We start from the raw sequence: 21,729 nt of genomic DNA, 5'->3' as shown, positions 1-21,729 counted from the left end.
GAATAGGCATGATTATGGCTCAGCTTAGTCCAGAATTAAGCGTTACTGATTTGGGAGAGGCCACAGTACTCAATTATCAAAAGTCGCGGAAAATAGCGGACAAAGCATATGACAGAGCTAAGACAAGCGAGAATGAAGCAGACAAAAAAATAATCTCGGGTATGGTATCTGATTGTGAGTATGTGATTGAATGGTTAAGCACTGGTAGACGTCCAGGTAATAAACGCGGTATAGAGCGTAGGGCTGCATATCAGAGAGAGAAACTAATGGACCCATTAATGATGCAGGCATACGTCCAAAAAGGAAATGCAGGAAGCCCTAGCAACCTGAGCGATTGGGAGAGGTTCCAGATCGAAGATGCATTGACGGGATTGAGTGATCGGGAAAGGGAATGTTTTGTAATGTCTCGTGGTGAATGCTTCTCATACAACGATATTGCAATGATGCTGGACATAAAAAAATCAAGCGTGAAAGAATATGTGGAGAGGGCACAAGTTAAAATATCCAGAAACCTGCAAAATAGCCTATTTTTATAGAGGATAATCGAATTACAAAAGAACTCTCCTTAGTGGGTGTTCTTTTTCGTTATTACAATAAAGATATAAATAGACAATTTAAGAAAATGAATGTAATCTTGTTATGTGAATTTCAATGAAAAGAAGGTGGAGTTTTGAAAAAAGACCAAGCAAAAGAACAGCGTGATTTTCCAGAAAAGAAAGATTTGTATTACATAATATTTTTCCTTGTAGTCGTAGTAGTGGTAGTTTTTGTTATGAAATTTGAAAATCCGAAATTTTTAGTTGATCAATTATCATTAGGAGCTACTCTATTTTCAATATTGCTTGCTGTTATGGCTATTTTGATATCATTTATCCAGTCAAATGAATCATCTAAACAGAGTATGCAAATTACAAAGGAAATAAGTGATCAAAGTGGAAAGATAGGAACATTAAGTGATCAGTATGCAAAGTTTATTGAGGAACAAAGAAAATCCAGTGAAGAAACAGGAGAGAAGGTTTTAGAGACGCTTGAAAAATCTCAAGATATCTCCCCTGAAATTAAAAAAGAAGTTGAAACGGTAATAGCTGAAGCAAAATTAAAACAAAATGACGCTATACTTGATTTTGAAAGTAATATCAATAACATTAACAATTTTAACTTTAATAATCAGATTGAATACGATTTTCTATTTAATTTTATTATTCAAAATTACAAAGGAGCTACTAATGTAGATGTAATAAAAAATGATTTTGAGAAATACATCGGACACAGAATAAAGCATTCAGATCTAATGCTTTATTTGGGTAGAATGGAGAAAATAGGATTTGGTAAGGTGTCTTTCAGAAACAATGATGGTAGAACGGAAATGGTATTTCATTTGAATTAAAATATATATAAAAGAGCCTCCCTGAAAGAGGCTTTTTTTGTCCCACCATACGCCACCTATAGGTAGAGAGAATAAACAACTCTCTCTCCATAGGTTTTTTTTATGAGAAGGGTATTCTTTAACTCTGCCGAATCTTGTTATTGAGAAGGAGGTGGAGAGATGGGCCAATATTCAAACGAGAAAGAAACGCTACAATCAAACATCATAGCAAAACAAACCCGTCTGGATGGACTTGAGCGTAGAAAACGCTCCAGAGATGAGTCGGAAGAATTGTTAAATGAAGTAATCGCTAATGAAAAGAAAGAAATAGCAACATTACAAGCACAGTTAGATAAACTTGCTTAACGCTTTTGCACCCTGAGGGGTGCTTTTTTTATTTGCACTCACTTAAATCAGATGGTAAGAGTGCGGTTCTTATACAGCCGTGGTCGCTGGTTCGAGTACAGCAGTGAGTATTTATGCATCATTGCTACAATTGTTTTATACTATCTCTATGGAGGTGGGTATGAAGTGTCGGAACATGAAGAGAAACTTCAGCGTCTAAATGATTTTATGAAGGAAAGGTTAACCTGGTTTGCGGAGAATTCTTTTAATGCAGATGAAGCGCACAGGGTTCACCAACAAGCATTGGCTGATCTAAAGGATTTTGAAAAAGAATTGGACGAAGAGTTCGCAAACCGGATTGCTAACGAAATACTAAAAGCAATGGAAAAAAAAGAATACGAAGACAACCACACGATTGAGAAGTTAACCTTTACTCCAGCATTTTATTATGATCTTGGAACTGGAGGGCTAATTCACATCGATCACACAGGCAAGAAGTGGTTTCAAAACGTTGCTGTCGAAATAGATCCGCGTCAAACAGAAAAGTTCATTATTGATAGTCGCCCAATGTAGGCGGCTTTTTTATTTCATCCGTCTTTAGCTTAAAGGTAAAGCAGAGCGCAGCCAAGCGCCGACATGTTGGTTCGACCCCGACTGGACGGTTACAAACAAGGCGTTGACAGGAAATGAAATTATATGGAGGTAATGGTCATGTATACTCAGCCGCATCCAGAGAGCGGACCAACGAAGGTGATTGTGGTCAATGGAGACGAAATTGGCTCGGGAGAAGGTGGAGGAGCTGCAACCCCGCAAACAGTTTCTATTTTGGGTGCCGGTAGTGCAGTGGGAAGTGCAGCGTATCCAGCATCAGGCGTTGTAGAAAGATCCACAGATATTACGGTGTACTACGGTTCCTCCAATCAGGCAACAACGGGTACGTTCAGTACGTTCTTGATCGACATTAACAATAGACAAAGCATTCTTCCAGGTATACGACAAAATGTGAGCATTGCTCAAGTCACAAGCGCAAATGTGGGTGATGTTGTAACCTACACCATCCCAGCAGGATGCAAGTTGAGAGTTGAATACACAGCTCCAACAGGTGGCGGAACACTGTCCATCAAAGGAGTGGTTGGATAATGTCAAAGGATGGTTTGATAGCAGCGGCGGCGATGGGTGAAGCCCAAAAAGCTAATCGCGGAATCGCACCTTATGGATTTTCAGACACCAAAGGTAGAGAACAATACATCCCTCAGTTCAAGAAGCTTGAGGGCGATCCGATCTACACAGCGGCAAAGGCGCAGACTGGGAGTATGTATTGGTTTAGACCTATCGAGGTGGGACACTTAATTCCGAACGCCAAAGGTAGATTTTATGCAACATATTCAACGAACCATAATGCCCGTGGTGGTATCGGGTTGGCCTATGCCAACGATCCTAAAGGACCGTGGACCAGACATGGTGAGGTATACGTTGATACGGTTGAAGGTAATTCAACAGAAACACCTTTTGTTATGTGGAACGAGACGGAAAAACTGTTCTTCATGTACTATCAACAAAGCGGACTCGGCATAAACCAATCTACAGCACTTGCGACATCTACGGATATGCTTACATGGACAAGAGTCGGACTTTTGCTTGATAAGCCGCCTAACTTCCCAGGAGATGGACACACAGGGTATTTCGCAGTGTTCCGCACAGCAGAAAAATGGTACGGGTTTTCTGTAATGGGCGGCGGTGACTTTGGGCGTAAAGCGATGTGGATATCCCACAACGGGAGACAGTGGTTGTGTGACCCTAGAATGATGCTTGGCGGAAATGATGCAACTTTAAACTCGGTGGAAAACTTCTCGCGATCCAATGCAGGGCTTTTTGTCTACCGTGGTCAAACGTGGTGGTTAGGCATGCTTTCCGCATATGCTTCCGGTGGAGTCGCGACCGTAGCACGTCCCGCCATTGCGCTAATATCGGATGACTGGCGAACGCTCAAAGACAAGCCGAAACTTATCATGGACATTCCGACACTGCCTTGGGAAACAACCAACATGCAATCTATGACCGTTGCGGTGTTCGATGGGACAATCTATGTGTATTACAATACGGACAACAATGTGGGCCTTGCCTACTCAGTGGAGGTGTAGGGCATGCACATTACCGGACCTGATGGTAAGTTGATCCCATACGGCAAGGTGTACAAGTCTTTGGTAGCTGATTTCACAGACGGAACAATCCCGGCATGGCTTGAAACTGCAACTAAACTCGCGGCAGATGCTGCAGAGGTCGTGGGAGCAGGGACGACATTCGAACCGCTACCAGGCAGAGGTGACATAACTGTAACAGCACCAAGAACAAACAATTCATACGCCGATATCCGTACCAAGGTCAAATTCGATCCAACCAAATTCACAGCTATCAAATTCACCCTTGAATCATTGCAATTCACCGGAAATACATGGCAGACCGCGCAAATAGGCATAAAGACATCTGATAGCACCGCAGGCATTACGATGTTGCAATCCAACACCTCGGGAGCAGGCGCGGTGATCAGGGTTTATCGTTCAGCAGGAGCTGGTGGAAACGTCGACAGACCTATCAAAATGGCCCTGCATACGGTCGGACTTGCAGGTGATGAAGGACAGAACCGAAAAAATATTTCCTTGGTTTTGCTCACTGGTAAGCAGTACAACGCGGCACATGAAAGGCAATTCGTGCTCGTTATGAATGACGACCAAGTGGGAGCATATGAAGAAATCACTGGATTGCTTACACCTGGAGAATACATTTGCACAGCTCGCCTGAGTCCATTGGGACTGCCAGCAGAACAACCAGAACGTTACATCAAGACATCTAAAGTTAAAGTTGAGTTGTGGAGTAACTAGAAAGAAAGGGTAAATCTATGCCTGAAAAGCTGTAGAGGTGGCAGCGAAGTAGGGCTTACTCTTATTATGTATGGAAATAATCGGAACTTGATACGAGGAAATGAAGTATACTCTATTATGAGAATAAATCATAAAGAGGTGCGTAGTTTATGGAAACAACAACGACAATGATCGAGTGTCCGAAATGCGGATCGGCAAGACAAGAACGACAAACAAGACTGTTTCTATTCCTGTTTCTGTTAGGCGGAGGAAGTTGCTTGATCTGGCTAGGGTTAATCATGTGGCCTGCGATGATTGTAGCTATCTCTATGATACTAATCTCACCGGTGGTGTTCGTGATGCCAAAGGCTTACAAGTGCCTGGACTGTAATCATGGATGGGCTGAAAAGCAGGAATGGCGGTAACATTAGATATGCATACATAATGCCAATGACGGCAGTGTTTTTCATAAAACCACAATCAAATTAATGAGGGAGCGGTGATCTATTATGTTAAGCAAATGCGATCATTGTCAGCATGAGTTTCATGTGGATGGATTCCCGATAGAGGACTTGCCGGATGGAATAAAAAAGACATACTTCGATTGTCCTAATTGCCAGCACAGGTACACTTGCTTCTATACAGATGCCAATATCAGACGAACACAAGCCATGATACGCAACATGAGAGGCTCAAAGGCTGGGCTTGATGCTAAACGGGATGCATTGGTAAAGCAAAACAAGGATGCAATGAACAAGCTCAGACAACGCATGGAGATGCAAGTCGAGTAGATAGTATATAAGGCCACACATACGAACTAAAGCCATGCTTACATAGGTGGCTTTTTGTCATGCCAATAAACATAACGGAGGGACTCTTAATGGTGATTAAGAAGACAGTAGCACCACCGCCGACCGGAGGAAGCTCAGTGAACAAACCTTCTACACCTGTTCAGGGAGGTAAGATGACAGTTGTTGTTAACCTCAACCTAATGAGCACACACGATATAGAAGAAGCTCTCAGGGGAGTAGAGTCGGCTATAGAGTATGGCGAAACAAAGACGCTTGTGGTCAATGTGAACGTGATTGATATGGGATACGTTGAAGATGAGGTGGTTGACTATGGATAAGAACAAGCCTGCCGCTATGAACATCAACGTGAGCGTCACAGATACGGAAGTATTTAAGGATATTCTCGTTGTCATACACAAGGTTGTTATGGATGATCGCATGCCTGCTGACCTAAGAGGTGATGCAATAGCTTGGTTTAAGGGAGCAGGCATTCACGATAGAGAGTATGCGATCTTTGTGGATCATACCATCAAACCAATGACTACATTGGACGCAACTGGATGGCCTGTTAAGGTTGCTCCGTATCAAGCTAAAGAACAGATCGTCATCCTCTGTGATAACTATTCACATGGCAAATCACAATGGCAACACATCCGCCATAAGTACAACCCTGATGCAAAACTATACTTCATCGGGGAGAACAAGATACCTGACGGGTTAGCACCAGACAAGGTTGTATGGATGCGTGGGTGGGAGAAGAGTAAGGGCAAATCGTTCGTATGGTTGAACACCAAGGGCGAGTATTCAGAGATCGTTGATGAGACGGGTGATCATGGATGCGAAGGGTAGAGATAGCAGCTGTAGTTCGCGTTGTGTCTTTGTTTCCATACAGCGTTAGTTTCTTGTTCGTGTTTAACAACATGCTTATATCAGGAATCGTTACATTGGCAGTGGCTGCCTTAATACATGATATCGGCAATGGCATAGGGGAGGGTGACTTGTGATACAACCACTTATACAGCCGCAACAGGAACAAGATGGATACAGACCACCATTCGTCATGATAGACGAACCATATATGATAGATGAACTATCTGCATACCTCATTGATAAGTACATGCCTAATCGTGTGGTATGTAAACCTAATAGGGATAGGAGTGGTACCTATGATCAGACAGGAGAAGCGTAAACGAAGGTGGTTGGAGAAGAGCGGGTTTACGTTTGTGACGGCAGAAAATGAACATATCCTTGAAGGATTAGGGGTGCTTTATAAAAAGCCGTGGTTACTCAAAGAACATCGATTACCGGTATATGCATTAAAAGAAATACAGTTGTACGATACCTACGACAATGCTTTCAGAGAATCAATCTTTGTTATTAGTGAAACGAAGATGGAAAGTAATCAATTGCATGAAATAAAGTTGGAATACATCCAGTGCACAACCGACCCTAACGACCGGAAGAGAAAACGCAAAGGTATCCGAAGGTGGTGGATGGACATCAAGGATCAGTGGTTAGCGCTCATTAAGCATGGTGTTAACCCTTGGTGGTGATCGATCATGATAAAGAAAAAAGTAAATCCTTTTTATAAATCAACAGCGTGGTTGAAATGTAGGATATTAATCCTTGAACGCGACCACTATCTATGTCAGCCATGCATGAGAGCAGAGAAGATAACCACAGCTAATACGGTCCATCATATAAAGCCACTAGAGGATTACCCAGATCTAGCACTAGAAGAGGACAACCTAGAGAGTATCTGTCCAACATGCCACAACAAGGAACACCCTGAGAGAGGGAACAAACAGAAGCGTAAGAAGACAGAACGGATGAGAGCTACTGTGGTGAAGAGTACACCGAACAGGGTTGAGTATTAGAAGACGTCACTAGAAAGCCTGAGAGGTGTCTCTTAGCTTCCTTATGGAGAAGGTAACAAAAGGATGTCGGGGAACAGAACATAGCCCCCCTACCCTTTTAAATCGATCCAGATCAGTACCGGGACCGGCGTGGGAGTTTCGTTTACACCGAGGGGTAATTTTTCATGAAAGGGGGGTACCGGATGGCAGCACCTACTGCGAAACAAATAAAAGAGTATCTTGGTGATTCTTACGAGGCATCAGACGAACAGATCATTCAATTGTACATCGAAACACATGCGTTCTACTCAAGACTCAAAAAAGAGATAGATAAGTCAGATCTGATGTACGAATATACCAACAAAGCAGGGGCGACTAACTTAGTGAAGAACCCCCTTTCGATAGAGCTCACCAAAACAGTCCAAACGCTTAACAACCTGCTTAAATCTCTTGGATTAACGCCTGCTCAGCGTAAAAAGGTTGTGAATGCTGATGACGATGACGACCTTAGCGACTTCTAATGCTTTTGATTTCGAAGAGTGGTACACAGGATGGAAGAGTGAGCAGGTAAGAGCAGGAAACATCTTGTTTGACCCTTCTGACCGACTATTAACAACGGAGTACGCAAACAAAGTCGTTAACGGTCAGATAATCGCCAGTAAAAAGGTAGTATTAGCCGCTAAAAGGCATCTAAGAGACCTGAAAAGACAGGGAACAAAACACTTTCCATGGATCTTCGTTGAGGAAACCGGTCATAGACCAATTCGTTTTATCGAAAAGTTCTGTAAACCTTCACAGGGTGATTATGATCAGCTGGTGTTTCAACCTTGGCAACATTTTTGTATTGGCTCTCTGTTTGGTTGGGTCCACAAGGATACAGGAGTAAGAAGGTTCCGTGAGGGAACTATTTTTCTTGGTCGGAAAAATGGTAAGACTACCATGATTTCAGGTGTATCAAACTATGCTGTGTCACAAGACGGTGAATCCGGTGCTAGGGTTTACCTTCTTTCCAATGCAAAAGATCAGGCTAAACTCTTATTCGATGAATCAAAGGCCATGGTCGAGGCGTCTCCTACGCTGCGGAAAAACTTCGTAGCATTAAGAGATGCGATCAAGTACAACAAAACCAAGTCGAAGATTGAAGCTCGTGCCAGTGATAGCAAAAAGTTGGATGGCTTGAATACTCATCTTGGTGTATTTGATGAAATTCATGAATTCAAGGATTACAAGCTCATAAACGTTATCAAAAAGTCTCGTGGGTCCAGAAAACAACCGTTAATCCTTTATATAACCACCGCAGGGTATCAGTTAGATGGGCCGCTGATGAATTATTATGAGCAGGCAACTGATGTGCTGGATGAGGTTATTGAGGACGAACGTACATTTTACTTTATGGCTGAGTTAGATTCTGAAGTCGAGTTTGATCGGCCAGATCTATGGATCAAAGCAAATCCCAGTATGGGTGTATCATTGCATCTGCCTACGCTGAGGGAAGACTGGGAGAAGGACAAGCGTACACCTGCAGAAAGATCCGACTTTATCACTAAACAGTTCAATATCTTCGTTGACAATGCCGATGAATCTTTCTTGGATTTTGCTACCTTAAAGAAAAATAAAAAGGAACGGGATCCGGAAGACTTTAAACATGTTCCTTGTATCGGGGGATTTGACTTATCTGATTCAGAAGACTTTACAAGTGCGTGTTTGGAGTTCCCAATCATAGAGACTGGTGAGGTTTTCGTAATATCACATACCTGGGTTCCTATAAAGAAAGTTAATTTAGACAATGAAAAACTTCCTTTTAGGGAATATGAAGAGGCTGGCCTTTTAACCATCGTAAATGAGGAATATATACGCAAGGAGCTCGTTTATGATTGGTTCGTGGAGCAATCAAAGAAATACATCATTGAGATGATAACGTATGACCCGGCTAAGGCCTTTGGTTTGGTTGAGTCTCTTAACAACTACGGATTTAAGACTGAGGTTGTTCGGCAAGGACATTTAACACTAGGACCGGCAGTTGACGATGTGAAAGAAAGGTTCATCGACGGGAAAGTAATCTTTAATAACAACAGGTTATTCCGCTGGTATATCAATAACGTGAAGATGGTAGAAGACAGAAATAGAAATAAACTACCAACAAAGATAGGCCGCTACCGTAAAATTGACGGTTTTGCGGCCTTTTTGAATGCCCACACAGAGGTCATGAAACGTATGGTTACCCCAGTTGGTAGAGGTGATATCGAGTTCATTTCCATCAACGACTTATAAATAGAAAGGATGTTTATCCATGGCTAATACAGTGACCAAAGAGCAAGTTCTGGAGATCATGGAAAATTCGGAGTTCGAGGTATTTCACAAGGTTTTCGGAAAGCAATGCATCGTTGTTGCGAAGCTGCCAAACGGCTTTACAGTTGTCGGTGAATCGGCTTGCGTAGATCCGAGCAACTATGACGAAGCAATTGGTGCGAATATAGCCAAATCCCGTATTGAAAATAAGATTTGGGAGTTGGAAGGGTACAAGCTACAAAACGCACTCTCTTAATCGGACACTGAGCCTGGGAAGGGGGTGAGAAATTGAAATGGCATCAAAGATTAAGAGGCGCTGTTAAGGGAGTTTTTAAAGCTGCTGCTTCCGGCTGGAAGGGTGCAGGATTTGATTTTTCATCTTGGGCCGGGCGAACGTTTTGGGGGATTGACAACAGCAAACTTGCTTCAAACGAAAACATCTTCAGCGTTATTACAAGGCTTGCCAACACTATATCTGCGCTGCCACTCAAGTTGTACCACGAATATGCGGTCGTTACAGACCACAGTGCAGCTGATCTACTGATCAACAACCCTAACCCCAACATGGCCGGTTGGGAGTTGTTAAATAAGCTGGAGGTAAGCCGAAATGAAACGGGTAATGGGTATGCAATAATTCAAAGGGATATCCGATATCAACTTACATCCATAACGCCTGTCGATTCGATGGCTGTTACACCCGTTCTCAACATAGATGACGGGATTTTGTGGTACGAAATCCAGGGCGTGAGAGGTTCCTATTATGTCCACAACATGGATATGATCCACGTCAAGCACATCACTGGAGCTACAAGGTGGCAGGGTATCAGCCCGCTGTCAGTACTCCGGAACACGCTTCAGTATGACAAGGCTGTTCAAGAATTCAGTTTATCAGAGATGGAAAAAAAGGACAGCTTCATCCTTTCATACAACGCTAACGTGGATGACGAAAAGAGGAAAAAGATCGTCAGTGACTTCAAGCGCTTCTACAACGAAAACGGTGGCATCCTCTTTCAAGAACCTGGCGTCACCATTAATGAAATCGAGAGGAAGTACTTCTCGGCCGACACACTCGCATCCGAACGAATCACAAAGTCGAGGGTGTCCAATGTCTTCAATATTCCGGTCACATTCCTGAACGATACCGAGGGCCAAAGTTACGCTTCGAACGAACAAATGATGATTCAGTTTGTGCAAATGAAGCTCACGCCGGACGTCCGTCAATATGAACAGGAATTCAACCGTAAGTTGTTGACCGAAAAAGAACGAAGACGAGGCCTGTATTTCAAGTTAAATATGGGTTCTTTGTTGCGTGGTGACACTGCTTCGCGGACAGCGTTTTATAACGTCATGTTGCGGAGTGCAGGAATGAAGCCAGACGAAGTTAGACGTCTTGAGGACTTGCCACCGGAAGGCGGCATGGCGGATAAACTTTGGATCAGTGGTGACTTATATCCGGTTGATATGGACCCGACGCTCCGGAAGTCTTCCAGCACAGGAACAACAATGAAGGGGGGTGAGAATGAATAATGAGCGAAAAAAACAAGAAATATTGGGATTTTAAAGCCGCTGTTAATGGGATTGGAGAGTTGTACATCTATGGGGACATCGTTTCATGGGCGTGGGACGATGAAGACACCAGCGCGAACAGCTTCAAACGCGACCTGGACAACCTTGGTGACATTACAACCCTTAATCTCTACATCAACTCACCCGGAGGTTCGGTCTTTGAGGGCGTAACAATTTACAACATACTTAAGCGCCACAAGGCAAGAGTGATTGTCTACGTTGATGGTCTGGCAGCTTCAATAGCCTCCGTTATTGCAATGGCTGGTGATGAGGTGCGTATGCCGCGCAACGCTATGATGATGATTCACAACCCATGGACATTTACATGGGGGAATGCCGCTGAACTGCGTAAAGCTGCGGACGACCTGGATCGTATCGGTGGATCGATGAAAGAAAGCTACCTCGCTAAGACAGGAGACAAGCTGGAAGACACTAAACTCACCGAATTGCTCGATGCTGAGACATGGTTATCGGCTCAAGAGTGCTTGGACTACGGTCTATGCGATGTGATTGAAGCGGCAAACCAAACGGCTGCATCGATCAGTCAAGAACTGTTTGCCAAGTACCGTAATGTGCCACAAGATATCGCTGCAAAGCTCAATGAGCCAGAAGCGCCAAAGGCCAGTGGTAACGATGAAGAAACAACGGCTTATCTCCAGCGGATCAAAGATACTGCTGGAATGGAAATAGAAAATATTAAATCATTCCTGGGAGGAATTTAAAAATGGCAAAAACACTGTTTGATGTGAAAAATGACTTGATGACAATTGGTAATTCTTTGGCTGCAACAAAGCAGGACATCCTTGCAAGCGCTGGTAACCCTGAAGCTAAGCTTGAAGACATCAAAACACTGGAAACAAAAGCAGCTGGACTACAAGCTCGTTTCGACATTTTGAAAACTGAGCACGACCAAATGGAGGCAGATCAACAAGCGTCACTTAACCGTGACCGTAACCCAATTAACAGTGCTTCTGATCCTAAAGCTAAAGCGACATCCGCAAAAGCTGCTTTGATCCGAGCCGCTGTTAAAGGTCAACCTGTATCTGACGAAGTTCGGGCTGCTTTGGGCGATGGTAATGGTACAGGTGGTGACAAGATCTTGCCAACTACAATGACGACTGAGCTTCTTCATGAGCCGTTTGTCAAAAACCCATTACGTGATGTTTCCACATTTACGAGCGTGACAAACCTCGAAATCCCAAAAATCACGTTCGAACTGGACGATGACGATTTCATCGCGGACACTGAGACAGCTAAAGAGCTAGAAGCCACTGGCGACGTTGTTTCGTTTGGCCGCTTCAAATTCAAGGTGTTTGCGCCTATCTCCGAAACAATTTTGGCAGCTACTGATACGAATCTTGTTCAAACGGTAGACCAGGCATTGGGAAGTGGTCTGGCAGCTAAAGAGAAAAAAGTTACATTCGCTACTACTCCGAAAGTTGGAGAAGAACACATGTCCTTCTACCGAACAGTTGACCCGATTAATGTTGTTCCTGGCGCGTCCTTGTATATCGCGATCAAGAAAGCCATCGCTGATCTTCATGAAGACTATCGTGACAATGCCAAAATCGTTATGCGTTATGTAGATTACATGGACATCATTGAGGTGTTGTCTAATGGCACGACTAACCTTTATACGGCTCAACCCGAGCAAATCCTAGGTAAACCAGTTGAGTTTAGTGATGCTGCGGTTGATCCGGTTGTTGGTGACTTCCGTTACTCCCATTTCAACTACGACCCACAAATCCTCTATGATCGTGACAAAAATGTTCGTACGGGCGTGTGGGATTTCGTCTTGACTGCATGGTTTGACCACCGTATTAAGCTGAAATCCGCTTTCCGTATCGCAAAAAAGTCCTAACCCCGAACGCAACATTCGATCCAACGGGGCGAGAGGGAGAACATAACGGTGTCATGCATGCCGAGTTTGCCTTGCTGGACATGGACGGGGTTAATGTATCCCTTGCTGAAGGAAATGTAGAGTACATCAAACAGAACGGTGTCAACTTGGTACCTGACGACCAGGAAACGCTATGGTTCAATGTTAGCAAGCCAGCCGGACAGTATGTATTCGAGGTTAAGACCAAAGCAGGAACAGAATATGTAGCAGTCCTTGACTGGATTCCAGACCCTACGCCTTAAAAGGCGGGAAAGGGGTGTTTGTCATGCTTGAATTAACGCTTGATACACTCAAAAAGTATCTGCGGATTGATGGGTTTGACGATGATGAGATTCTTAATCTCTTAGTCGAAGCGTCCAAAGAGTATCTGACAGGCGCAGGCGTACCGGAGTCGAATTCGGCTCTGTACCGCCTGGCTATCATGATGCATGTTGCTCTCAATTACGAGAACCGTAACCCGGCTATCAAGATTGAGAGTATTAACTTTGCGTTGCAATCCATCATTTTGCAGATTAAGGAATGGGGGAAACCGGAAGATGAAGTATCCAGTGATACAGACGTTTCGGGAGAAACCGAGGTTTAACCGTTATGTCAAAGGTGATGTTTACGAGACTGAAGACCCTGAACGTGCTGAACTGCTCCAGAAAGAGAAATTTATCGGACCTGAGGTTCAGGAAAAACCGAAGTCAAAAGCTAAAAACACAAGTAAAGGTAAGTCAGACGATCCGGGCGGTGATATAAATGAATCCGGCCAAGCTGAACCGAAGGATACTCCTGCAGAAGCGGAGTGAGCCAACAGAGGACGAATCCGGATACCCTGTAGCGCCTGAGAGTGAATGGGAAGATGTATTTACCCTGTACGCATCTCGGGAGCCACTAAGGGGTCGTGAGTTCTTTGCGGCTGCGGCCGCTAATGCAGAACTTACTTTGAGGTACAAAATCCGGTACAGGCAAGACATATTGCCCAGTATGCGGTTTGTTGATCTGAATAACGGTCGTATTTGCAATATAACAGCTGTACTTGATGACCCCTTTGGCGACCGGACCGAAACGCACCTTATGGCGCTAGAGGAAAGGCTGAATGGGTAAGAGCATTCAGGCGAAAGGGTGATTTTATGTTAATTGATTTGGAACCTGAAATACTCTCAGCGCTTCGAAATGATACAGAATTGATTGCGCTCTTGGGAAAGGATTCAAAGGGTGCGACAAAGGTATACCCTCTTGCTGCGCCGGACATATCTTTACCTCGCGTGACGTTTTTCGAATTGACCAACTTCGATAACAATTACGCCGGGGACAAGGCAGTGAGTAGTGCTATTCACTTTCATATTGACGTTTGGCACAACAGTAATCCGTCCAAGATATCCCTCGCAGTAAATCGTGTCATGGAGAGTATAGGTTTTGTGCGAAGTGGTACACAGAGCCTGTATGAGTCTGCTGAAAAAACATACCACAAGGTTTTACGATATAAAAAAACACAATTAGGAGTTGATTGATTTGGCTGACAAAATCGCCGTACCGGTAGGTTTGCAGGATATTTATTACGCTAAATTATTGTCTGGAGACACAGCAACCGAAGCACCAGTATACGAAACACCAAAGGCGCTTTTGCCTGCAATCACGGCAAACGTAACACCAACCGTTGAATCCGCGACATTGCACGGTAATGACGGCCCTATCATCACAGCAAACGCATTGAGCGAGATCGAGGTCGAGATTGGCGTTGCTAACCTGGATTTAGAACAGCAAGCGGATTTGTTGGGCTCTACCATTGGAGAGAATGGTTTGCTTTGGGACAACTCAGATGACCAGGCGCCTGAAGTTGCATTAGGATTCCGTCGTTCGATGTCTGACGGGTCTTTTGTATACACTTGGTTGCTTAAAGGTAAGTTCACCCTTCCGACTGAAGAGGCGACTACCAAACAAGGTGAGATTGAGTTCCAGACGCCAACAATCACAGGGACGTTCTTGAAACGGATCTATGATGGCGAATGGAGAGTGCGTGCCGATAGCCGTAATGTTGAAAGTGCGGCAGCTATTGCTGCTTGGTTTACAACGGTGCCAGCGTCCCCAAAGGCGTAACGCCACCGCCTGTAGTTCCAGATCCTCCGGTTGACGGTGGCGAAGAAGAGGAAGGCGGATAATGGCTGGCAGAGTTGAGTTGCAAGGCGTTGATCAAATGCTTGCAGCAATACGTCAGAAGATGGGAGATGGAGCTAAGAAACTGGAGAACAAAGCGCTGAGAGAAGGCGGACAGATATTTGCCGCTGCTCAGCGTGATAAGGTACCGGTCAGCACCATCGACCACTTGCATATCCGAGATGATATAAAGGTGAGTGGCGTACGGTCAAAAGATGGTGATAAGTATGTTGCTATCGGTCCAGGTAAGGCTACGGGGTGGAGAGCTCACTTTCTTGAATTCGGGACAACGAAAATGGATGCCAAGCCGTTCATTTATCCGAGCTTTCATGAACAAAAAGCAAGGGTGGCGCAGTTCATGGCGGCGGAGTTCAGAGCAGCACTTAATTAATGGGAGAGGGATAACCTCTCTCTTTTTTTATGTTCATAAAAGGAGGAATAAGATTATGCCAGTTTCAAAAGTGACGGATGTAAAAGTTCAGTTGGATAAGCCACGCAGATTCGTTTTTGATCTTAACGCATATATCGAGCTTGAAGAATTGTACGGGTCAAAAGAAGAAGCTGTAAAAGCACTCAAAACAGGAAAATTGAAAGCTATCCGCAACTGGTTTTGGGCTGGATTGGTTCATGAAGATCGTTCTCTGACCGTTGAGGATGTCGGCAGAATCTTCTCTGAAACGGATCCGGATACATTGGTGACGATGGCTGACGAGATTCTAAAATCTGCCACCGCTGAGTGATTGTATGATCAACGTCCGAATTATTAGAGTTCCGATTGATCTAGACAAACGGCGTAACATCGTTTTTACTCTCCGTTCATTTGTTGAACTTGACGAAATATATGGGTCCAAGACTAAAGCACTCGAAGCACTCCAAAGCGGAGGGCTCAAACATGTTAGGGCATGGTTGTGGGCTGGTTTGCTGTACGAGGACGATCAATTGACCGTTGGGGATGTCGGCACCCTGATCACAGACAGCACCAAGGACGCCTTATTTGAGTTGAAAGGTCTGATCCTGCATGCCGCCAGTATCAACTTGCCACAACCGAAGCTGGATGATCAAGTTCACGGTGCAGAGCAGTCCACAGAAGAGAACAACGGTTGGGATTGGGATTGGATGTATTACATGGGCACAACTTTGCTTGGCATGAACGAAGACGAGTTCTGGCGATGTACGGTGCGTAAGTTGTTTGCGCTGTGGGACGTACATGCAAGGGCTAACGGTTTTGAACAGAAAGATGAGAAGAAAACGTCTGCCCCACCCGGATATATCGACCAATTCATTTAAAGAAAGTGTGGTGAGGTAATGGCAGAAGAAATAGAAGTTGCTAACCTAGTCACCAAACTAACGTTAAGTGACTCAGGGGTTGAGCAATCAATGGCCCAGCTAGGTCGGCAGATGCGGGTAGTGCAGTCCGAGTTTGAAGCATCATCATCCAAACTTAAAACGTTTGGTAGCGCCGAGGAACAGCTTCGAAATAAATCCGAAAGCCTGAATAGGCAAATGGAGATTCAGGGTCAGAGGATCGTCCAGCTTAAACAGAGATTTGACGCATCGGCAGCGGCCAAGGGTAAGGACGCTAAAGAAACCCAAAACATTGAGAATCAGCTCAATAGGGCTGTGGCGCAATACAACCGGATGGACGCTGCTCTACGTAGTACTGAATCGGAAATAGAAAGACAGACCTCTGCGTGGCACAGAATGTCCACCGCCTTGAATGCGGCTGCTAGGAACATGGAGGCAGCAGGTAATAAAATGCGTAATGCCGGTCAAAGTCTTACCATGATGTTGACAGCGCCACTCTTGGCTGTTGCTGGATTAGCAACTAAAGCATCAATTGAATATGAGTCGGCTTTCGCGGGTGTGATAAAAACCGTTGATGCAACTGAAGAAGAATTGCAAGGCTTATCGGATGGATTGCGAGAAATGGCCAGATTAGGTCCATCCACGGCGTCAGAACTAGCTGGAATAGCTGAAGCGGCTGGTCAACTCGGCATTAAAAACGAAGCAATATTGAGTTTTACCAGCACAATGTCAGACTTGGCAGTTGCGACTAACATGACAGCAGAACAAGCTTCCACTGACCTTGCTCGTCTGGCCAACATCACGCAGATGCCACAGGAAAACTTCGACCGTCTCGGGGCTACAATCGTTGACCTGGGTAACAACTTGGCTACCACCGAAGCTGAGATTGTATCGATGGGTCTAAGGTTAGCCGGTGCTGGCAATCAGATTGGTTTAACGGAAGCGCAGATACTTTCATTCGGAGGCGCGTTGTCTTCTGTAGGTATTGAGGCGGAAGCAGGGGGATCAGCCTTTTCTAAAGTTATGATCGATATGGCCCAAGCTGTGGCGACAGGAAGCCGTGATCTTAACAACTTTGCGTTAGTGGCTGGCGTGAGTGCTAAGGAGTTCCAAGAAAGATTTAAAACGGATGCTGCTGGAGCGTTGATTGGGTTTATTGATGGTTTAGGGCGGATGTCGGAGGCCGGAGAAAACACATTCGCTGTACTAGATGCACTTGGGCTTTCTGAAATACGTGTACGCGACTCATTACTCCGGGCTTCTGGTGCGGGTGATTTGTTCCGCGAAAGTATGGAACTGGGAACAAATGCTTGGGAAGAAAACCTGGCATTAACAACCGAGGCTGCGGCTCGTTACGCAACAACCGAATCACAGCTGCAAACTATGAAAAACAGAGTAATGGATGCAGCTATAACACTTGGAGATGCTTTAAAACCTTCTTTACTAGCTGTCATGGCTGCATTGGAACCGATCATTGTTAAAATGTCAGAGTTTGCCAACATGTTTGCGCAACTGGACCGATCCACACAGACAACGATTATCACTATTGCGGCGGTTGTGGCGGCATTGGGTCCGGCATTACTGATAATTGGTCAGTTAACCATTTCTATAGCTGCTCTCATACCAGTTGTACAGGCCTTAGGTACAGCTTTGGTGTTCCTGTCTACCAATCCATGGGGATTGGCGATAACAGCCGTTGCAGTGTCTGCGGCTTATCTTACAACTGAGTTTCTGAGTGCGAAGGCGGCAACGGAAGAGTTGACAGAGGCTCAAGTTAGGTTACAGGAGGTTCAGCAAAACGGAATAACCCGGGATCAAGTGACCAAAACGCAAGAGGAAATAGAAAAGATCAAGGAATTGACTGAAAGCTATAAGCAATTGATCGAAATTGCATCAAATTCGACAGAGGCTCAACGTGGACAAACCATGAAAGCACTTGTCCACACAGCTGATGAATTAGGTACAAGTTTAAAAGAGTTGGAGAAACAAGCCAGTGCGGTAGGCGTGAAACTGGAGTTCTTGGATGATAAGGGTAAGATCAGTGCAAGTCGATGAAGGATCTAAAAGCAGCATCTGACACGTACTCAACCGCCATAAAGAACGCCCAGAAGGCTACAACAGCCGAAATTAACGAGATGGCTCGTGCAGTTGCAGTCCGACAGCAGCAGATTAACAGCACACTTAACATGGTACGCACGTACAACACAGCTAAACAAGGTACGCAAGAGTGGGCTGCTGCACAAAAAGGGTTGATAGACCAGTTTCCACAGTTCGCTTCTGCGACAGGAGTCAATACCGAGGCTATAAAAGGGCTTATCCTGGTCAAGCAGCGTGAGGTCGAATTAGAGTGGCAGAGCATCCAAGCTAAAGCTACAGAAGCACGGCAAGAAACTCTGACCGCAATCGCGAAGCAGCAAGCAGCTATAACCATCGTTGAGGGTATCAATAAAATATCCGGAGCAAGCGGTATCGCTCAGGGCGCGCTCAACAAAATGAATGCAGAACTAACTCGTTTACGCGGGGAAGCTGCATCGTTGCAAGCGTTGTTGGATATGAAGCCCGGTGACTTCAAAATCCCACCAATAAAAGTAGAGCCTGTTCCGGTTACAGCAAGTGCTGCTAATTTAGATTTACCGGGTAAAAAAGATAAAGGCAGCAAAGGAAAGAAAGAAAAGACTCCAAAAGAAAAAGCTTACGAGAACAAAGCTCTTGATGAAGCATACAAACAGATGGAGCACAAGAAGAAGATGGATCAACTTACGCTCGAAAGTGAGTTGAAGACGCTTGAAACGATCCAGGCCAAGTATGTTAAAACAGCAGACGAGCGTATGGAAATCGAAGAGAAAATCTATGCCGTCAAGAAAGAAATTGGCGATAAATCTCTAGACGGTGCACTCAAAGATTATGAACGTTCTAAGACTCTCGGCAAGCTGACCGAATCGCAGGAAATCGAACGTCTGAAGCGCATCAAGAAGTTGTATGCCGATTCCGCCGAAGAACGTGAACGTATTGATGACATGATCTTCGAGGCAACCCAACGCAAGATTGAGAAAGAAAAAGAAGTTCGGAAGGAAGCGACTGATTACGCCAGTAAAATGCTTCAAGCGGCTTATGAGGATCGTTTGGCGCGCGAAGAGTTGACAGCAGAGGAGCAATACAAACTGCAAGACATGCTTTTGAATGATCAGATATACCTTAACCAGAATTACTTGGATAAGGTTATGAAGGATTCCCGGTACAGCGCTCAGGAGAAAAAGGACATTGAGCGCGAAGTAACAGAGGCGATCCGAACCCAGACAAACGACCGATTGAATCTGGCCCGGAAGTATGCAGAGGAAGAGAAAAAGATACTGGAACAAAACAAGAAAGAGCAAATCGACAGTATCAACAATCTATCCAAAGGCATACAAGACGCGCTCAAGGCAAAATATCAAGAAGAAAAGAAAATAGCAGAGGACGCTATTAAGGAACAGATTAGCGCTAACGATGAATGGAAAAAATCCCAACTGGATGCAATCAAGACAGTCTATGACGCTCGTGTTGAGGCGGCTCAGAAGGCTGCGGACGCTGAGATTGAACGCATCACCAGCGTCACCAATGCACAAGTCGAAGCAATTCAAGCGCAACTGGATGCACTCAATCAAGCGGAGCAACAACGGAGTCGTGCTGAGCTTGACGCAGATGATCAAAAGAAGATAGATCGTCTTACTGGCATGATCGATTATGAACACGATGCATTCAACCGCGAACAATTACAAAAAGAGCTGAATAAGGTTATCGCAGATCAGAATGAGCGTCACCGCCAAGAAGAGTTGGCAGACACCAAAGAGGCTTTAACAAAGGAACAGCAAGAGCTCAAAACAAAGCTTGCTGCGGATACGCAGATTATCAAGGATAACCTTGCTGCCAAAAAAGAGATCATGCAGGCTGACTACGATGCGGATGTAGCTCGAATTAACGCATTGTATGAGACGCAAAAAGCATCTCTTAGCGCGCAGTTGGCAGAGACGCAGGCAACATATGACAAGATGCTTGATGCCAAGAAGATTCAGGCCGAAGCCGAAACGATGATCGTTAAAAATCAGCAAGAGGACATCATTAAATTGCTAGATGGTTTTGGTGATGCATACAACACGACCGGACAAACGCTTGGGGATAAGATGTACCAGGGATTTGCTGAAAAGGTTAACCAGATCCAAACTTTGATATCATCCATCAACGCTCAGATAGATGCTGCTCGAAGTTCTGCTTTGTCCGCTCTTAACACGATCAGTGCAGCAGGGGCGTCCTCGGCGGCATCCAGTGGCAAGACATCATCAAGTGGTGGCACGGAGACGAGGACTGGAGTTAAGGTTGAAGTTGTCAATAACTTTAATACTAAAGTGACCTCACCGAGCGATATAGCTCGTGCAACTCAGCAAGCAGCACAAAAAATGGCTTATTAAGGAGGTGCCAGATGGAAAGGGTCACATATACGAATGCTCGCGGAGAGAGCCTTGTACTCGGCACCTCAAAGCCGTTTTATCTTGAGAGAATCAAGGGTACTGGTGGTGTTCCTGGAGATTTGTTATCTACACAATCGCCGTATCAAGATGGGTCGTCTTTTGTAGAGATGCGGCTGGCTGACAGACCTATTGTGGTCGAAGGTGGAATTGTCGCAAATTCTCGGGAACAAATGTATCAGTATCGCAGGGACTTCATGCGCATTCTCAATCCCAAACTAGGGCTGGGTAAACTGGTTTACACCAACTCGGCCCGCAGTTATGCGATACAGGCGATTGCTGAAAATACACCTGAATTTGATGATCGAATCGTAAACAACCAGCCTTTCACAATCAACTTTATTTGTCCTGACCCTTACTTCACTGACGAAACTCAGATTTCAAAAGGATTGAGGTTTGAATCTGGTGGTCTCACGTTCCCTTTACGCTTGCCGACTCAATTTGCATACAGCGCCTACCGTGGACTATTTCAAAATGACGGTGACGTTGAGACTCCGGTCGAGATCCATTACAAAGGGCCAGCACTCAACCCAGTGGTGATTAATGAGACAACCGGAGAGTTCATAAAGGTAAATTATGATCTCGGTGAGAACGATGTTTTGGTAATAAATACAGCCTTTGGACAGAAGAGAGTTGAGGTGGTCAATACGGATGGGACCAGGACAAACGTGTTCCACTGGATTGACTTGGGCAGCACCTTCTTTCAACTACAGCCAGGCCGTAATATGTTGCGATATGACAGCGACCGTGAAGGTGACCGATCTGTAGCAACAGTGACCGTGTACTGGTATAACCGATACGGGGGTGGTTGA

Annotated in this window: 31 protein-coding genes and 1 tRNA gene; all 32 read left to right on the top strand. The window is 44.8% G+C overall.

Features of this window, described 5'->3' with window-relative positions; translation table 11 throughout:
* The first annotated feature begins 8 nt into the window (after positions 1-8).
* A complete protein-coding gene (locus AC4E8D_RS28575) occupies positions 9-536 on the top strand; it encodes a sigma factor-like helix-turn-helix DNA-binding protein (protein WP_490205517.1) in 528 nt (175 codons plus the stop codon).
* Between the two features lie 134 nt (positions 537-670).
* The gene (locus tag AC4E8D_RS28570; RefSeq protein ID WP_490205516.1) at positions 671-1,387 is read left to right on the top strand and encodes a hypothetical protein; all 717 of its coding nucleotides are present in this window, start codon (positions 671-673) and stop codon (positions 1,385-1,387) included.
* 159 nt (positions 1,388-1,546) lie between these two features.
* Positions 1,547-1,732 carry a hypothetical protein gene (locus AC4E8D_RS28565; RefSeq protein ID WP_490205515.1) on the top strand — a complete coding sequence of 62 codons (186 nt, stop codon included), beginning with the start codon at positions 1,547-1,549 and terminating at the stop codon, positions 1,730-1,732.
* Between the two features lie 36 nt (positions 1,733-1,768).
* Positions 1,769-1,842: transfer RNA gene (locus AC4E8D_RS28560), tRNA-Ile, on the top strand.
* A 55-nt stretch (positions 1,843-1,897) separates the two neighbouring features.
* Entirely contained in the window at positions 1,898-2,284 is a 387-nt protein-coding gene (locus tag AC4E8D_RS28555) for a hypothetical protein (RefSeq protein ID WP_490205514.1), read from the top strand.
* A gap of 138 nt (positions 2,285-2,422) precedes the next feature.
* A complete protein-coding gene (locus AC4E8D_RS28550) occupies positions 2,423-2,851 on the top strand; it encodes a hypothetical protein (protein WP_490205513.1) in 429 nt (142 codons plus the stop codon).
* Complete coding sequence (locus tag AC4E8D_RS28545) at positions 2,851-3,852, top strand: glycoside hydrolase family protein (RefSeq protein WP_339194292.1); 1,002 nt, start codon at positions 2,851-2,853, stop codon at positions 3,850-3,852. Before AC4E8D_RS28550 ends, AC4E8D_RS28545 begins: the two co-directional genes overlap by 1 nt.
* Before the next feature lie 3 nt (positions 3,853-3,855).
* Positions 3,856-4,590, top strand: coding sequence for a hypothetical protein (locus AC4E8D_RS28540; RefSeq protein WP_490205512.1), 735 nt, complete (start codon positions 3,856-3,858; stop codon positions 4,588-4,590).
* Positions 4,591-4,739: 149 nt separating this feature from the next.
* Positions 4,740-4,994 (top strand): hypothetical protein, encoded by a 255-nt coding sequence (locus AC4E8D_RS28535; protein WP_490205511.1) that lies wholly within the window; start codon positions 4,740-4,742, stop codon positions 4,992-4,994.
* Positions 4,995-5,419: 425 nt separating this feature from the next.
* Entirely contained in the window at positions 5,420-5,698 is a 279-nt protein-coding gene (locus tag AC4E8D_RS28530) for a hypothetical protein (protein ID WP_490205510.1), read from the top strand.
* Complete coding sequence (locus AC4E8D_RS28525; RefSeq protein WP_490205509.1) at positions 5,691-6,209, top strand: hypothetical protein; 519 nt, start codon at positions 5,691-5,693, stop codon at positions 6,207-6,209. Before AC4E8D_RS28530 ends, AC4E8D_RS28525 begins: the two co-directional genes overlap by 8 nt.
* Before the next feature lie 151 nt (positions 6,210-6,360).
* Entirely contained in the window at positions 6,361-6,549 is a 189-nt protein-coding gene (locus tag AC4E8D_RS28520; protein ID WP_490205508.1) for a hypothetical protein, read from the top strand.
* Complete coding sequence (locus AC4E8D_RS28515) at positions 6,527-6,913, top strand: hypothetical protein (protein ID WP_490205507.1); 387 nt, start codon at positions 6,527-6,529, stop codon at positions 6,911-6,913. Before AC4E8D_RS28520 ends, AC4E8D_RS28515 begins: the two co-directional genes overlap by 23 nt.
* 6 nt (positions 6,914-6,919) lie before the next feature.
* Complete coding sequence (locus AC4E8D_RS28510) at positions 6,920-7,237, top strand: HNH endonuclease signature motif containing protein (protein ID WP_490205506.1); 318 nt, start codon at positions 6,920-6,922, stop codon at positions 7,235-7,237.
* A gap of 182 nt (positions 7,238-7,419) precedes the next feature.
* Entirely contained in the window at positions 7,420-7,737 is a 318-nt protein-coding gene (locus AC4E8D_RS28505) for a P27 family phage terminase small subunit (RefSeq protein WP_110000805.1), read from the top strand.
* A complete protein-coding gene (locus AC4E8D_RS28500) occupies positions 7,715-9,487 on the top strand; it encodes a terminase large subunit (protein WP_490206516.1) in 1,773 nt (590 codons plus the stop codon). Before AC4E8D_RS28505 ends, AC4E8D_RS28500 begins: the two co-directional genes overlap by 23 nt.
* A gap of 19 nt (positions 9,488-9,506) precedes the next feature.
* The gene (locus AC4E8D_RS28495; protein ID WP_490205505.1) at positions 9,507-9,761 is read left to right on the top strand and encodes a Gp49 family protein; all 255 of its coding nucleotides are present in this window, start codon (positions 9,507-9,509) and stop codon (positions 9,759-9,761) included.
* A gap of 32 nt (positions 9,762-9,793) precedes the next feature.
* The gene (locus tag AC4E8D_RS28490) at positions 9,794-11,032 is read left to right on the top strand and encodes a phage portal protein (RefSeq protein ID WP_490205504.1); all 1,239 of its coding nucleotides are present in this window, start codon (positions 9,794-9,796) and stop codon (positions 11,030-11,032) included.
* Positions 11,032-11,793, top strand: a complete 762-nt coding sequence (locus tag AC4E8D_RS28485) for a head maturation protease, ClpP-related (RefSeq protein ID WP_490205503.1) — start codon at positions 11,032-11,034, stop codon at positions 11,791-11,793. Before AC4E8D_RS28490 ends, AC4E8D_RS28485 begins: the two co-directional genes overlap by 1 nt.
* 2 nt (positions 11,794-11,795) lie before the next feature.
* Positions 11,796-12,932 carry a phage major capsid protein gene (locus AC4E8D_RS28480; protein WP_490205502.1) on the top strand — a complete coding sequence of 379 codons (1,137 nt, stop codon included), beginning with the start codon at positions 11,796-11,798 and terminating at the stop codon, positions 12,930-12,932.
* A gap of 53 nt (positions 12,933-12,985) precedes the next feature.
* Positions 12,986-13,213 carry a hypothetical protein gene (locus AC4E8D_RS28475; protein ID WP_490205501.1) on the top strand — a complete coding sequence of 76 codons (228 nt, stop codon included), beginning with the start codon at positions 12,986-12,988 and terminating at the stop codon, positions 13,211-13,213.
* A gap of 23 nt (positions 13,214-13,236) precedes the next feature.
* Positions 13,237-13,554, top strand: coding sequence for a head-tail connector protein (locus AC4E8D_RS28470; RefSeq protein WP_490205500.1), 318 nt, complete (start codon positions 13,237-13,239; stop codon positions 13,552-13,554).
* Positions 13,508-13,762 (top strand): hypothetical protein, encoded by a 255-nt coding sequence (locus AC4E8D_RS28465; RefSeq protein WP_490205499.1) that lies wholly within the window; start codon positions 13,508-13,510, stop codon positions 13,760-13,762. Before AC4E8D_RS28470 ends, AC4E8D_RS28465 begins: the two co-directional genes overlap by 47 nt.
* Positions 13,713-14,060 carry a phage head closure protein gene (locus AC4E8D_RS28460; protein WP_490205498.1) on the top strand — a complete coding sequence of 116 codons (348 nt, stop codon included), beginning with the start codon at positions 13,713-13,715 and terminating at the stop codon, positions 14,058-14,060. The genes AC4E8D_RS28465 and AC4E8D_RS28460 overlap by 50 nt, the downstream gene beginning before the upstream one ends.
* 26 nt (positions 14,061-14,086) lie before the next feature.
* Positions 14,087-14,467, top strand: coding sequence for a gp17 family tail completion protein (locus AC4E8D_RS28455; RefSeq protein WP_490205497.1), 381 nt, complete (start codon positions 14,087-14,089; stop codon positions 14,465-14,467).
* Between the two features lies 1 nt (position 14,468).
* Entirely contained in the window at positions 14,469-15,053 is a 585-nt protein-coding gene (locus tag AC4E8D_RS28450; RefSeq protein WP_490205496.1) for a major tail protein, read from the top strand.
* Positions 15,054-15,114: 61 nt separating this feature from the next.
* Positions 15,115-15,501, top strand: a complete 387-nt coding sequence (locus tag AC4E8D_RS28445) for an HK97-gp10 family putative phage morphogenesis protein (protein WP_490205495.1) — start codon at positions 15,115-15,117, stop codon at positions 15,499-15,501.
* Positions 15,502-15,556: 55 nt separating this feature from the next.
* Entirely contained in the window at positions 15,557-15,850 is a 294-nt protein-coding gene (locus AC4E8D_RS28440; RefSeq protein WP_490205494.1) for a hypothetical protein, read from the top strand.
* A gap of 4 nt (positions 15,851-15,854) precedes the next feature.
* Positions 15,855-16,397 (top strand): hypothetical protein, encoded by a 543-nt coding sequence (locus tag AC4E8D_RS28435; RefSeq protein ID WP_490205493.1) that lies wholly within the window; start codon positions 15,855-15,857, stop codon positions 16,395-16,397.
* Positions 16,398-16,508: 111 nt separating this feature from the next.
* Positions 16,509-18,470 (top strand): phage tail tape measure protein, encoded by a 1,962-nt coding sequence (locus AC4E8D_RS28430; RefSeq protein ID WP_490205492.1) that lies wholly within the window; start codon positions 16,509-16,511, stop codon positions 18,468-18,470.
* A complete protein-coding gene (locus AC4E8D_RS28425; RefSeq protein ID WP_490205491.1) occupies positions 18,467-20,860 on the top strand; it encodes a hypothetical protein in 2,394 nt (797 codons plus the stop codon). The genes AC4E8D_RS28430 and AC4E8D_RS28425 overlap by 4 nt, the downstream gene beginning before the upstream one ends.
* Before the next feature lie 11 nt (positions 20,861-20,871).
* Positions 20,872-21,729: a distal tail protein Dit gene (locus tag AC4E8D_RS28420; RefSeq protein ID WP_341006683.1), complete on the top strand. Its 858-nt coding sequence runs from the start codon at positions 20,872-20,874 to the stop codon at positions 21,727-21,729.

This window comes from Paenibacillus sp. SRL342, from assembly GCF_984798905.1.
Note: the sequence above shows the minus strand (reverse complement) of the source record. Positions and strands in the feature narration are given on the sequence as shown.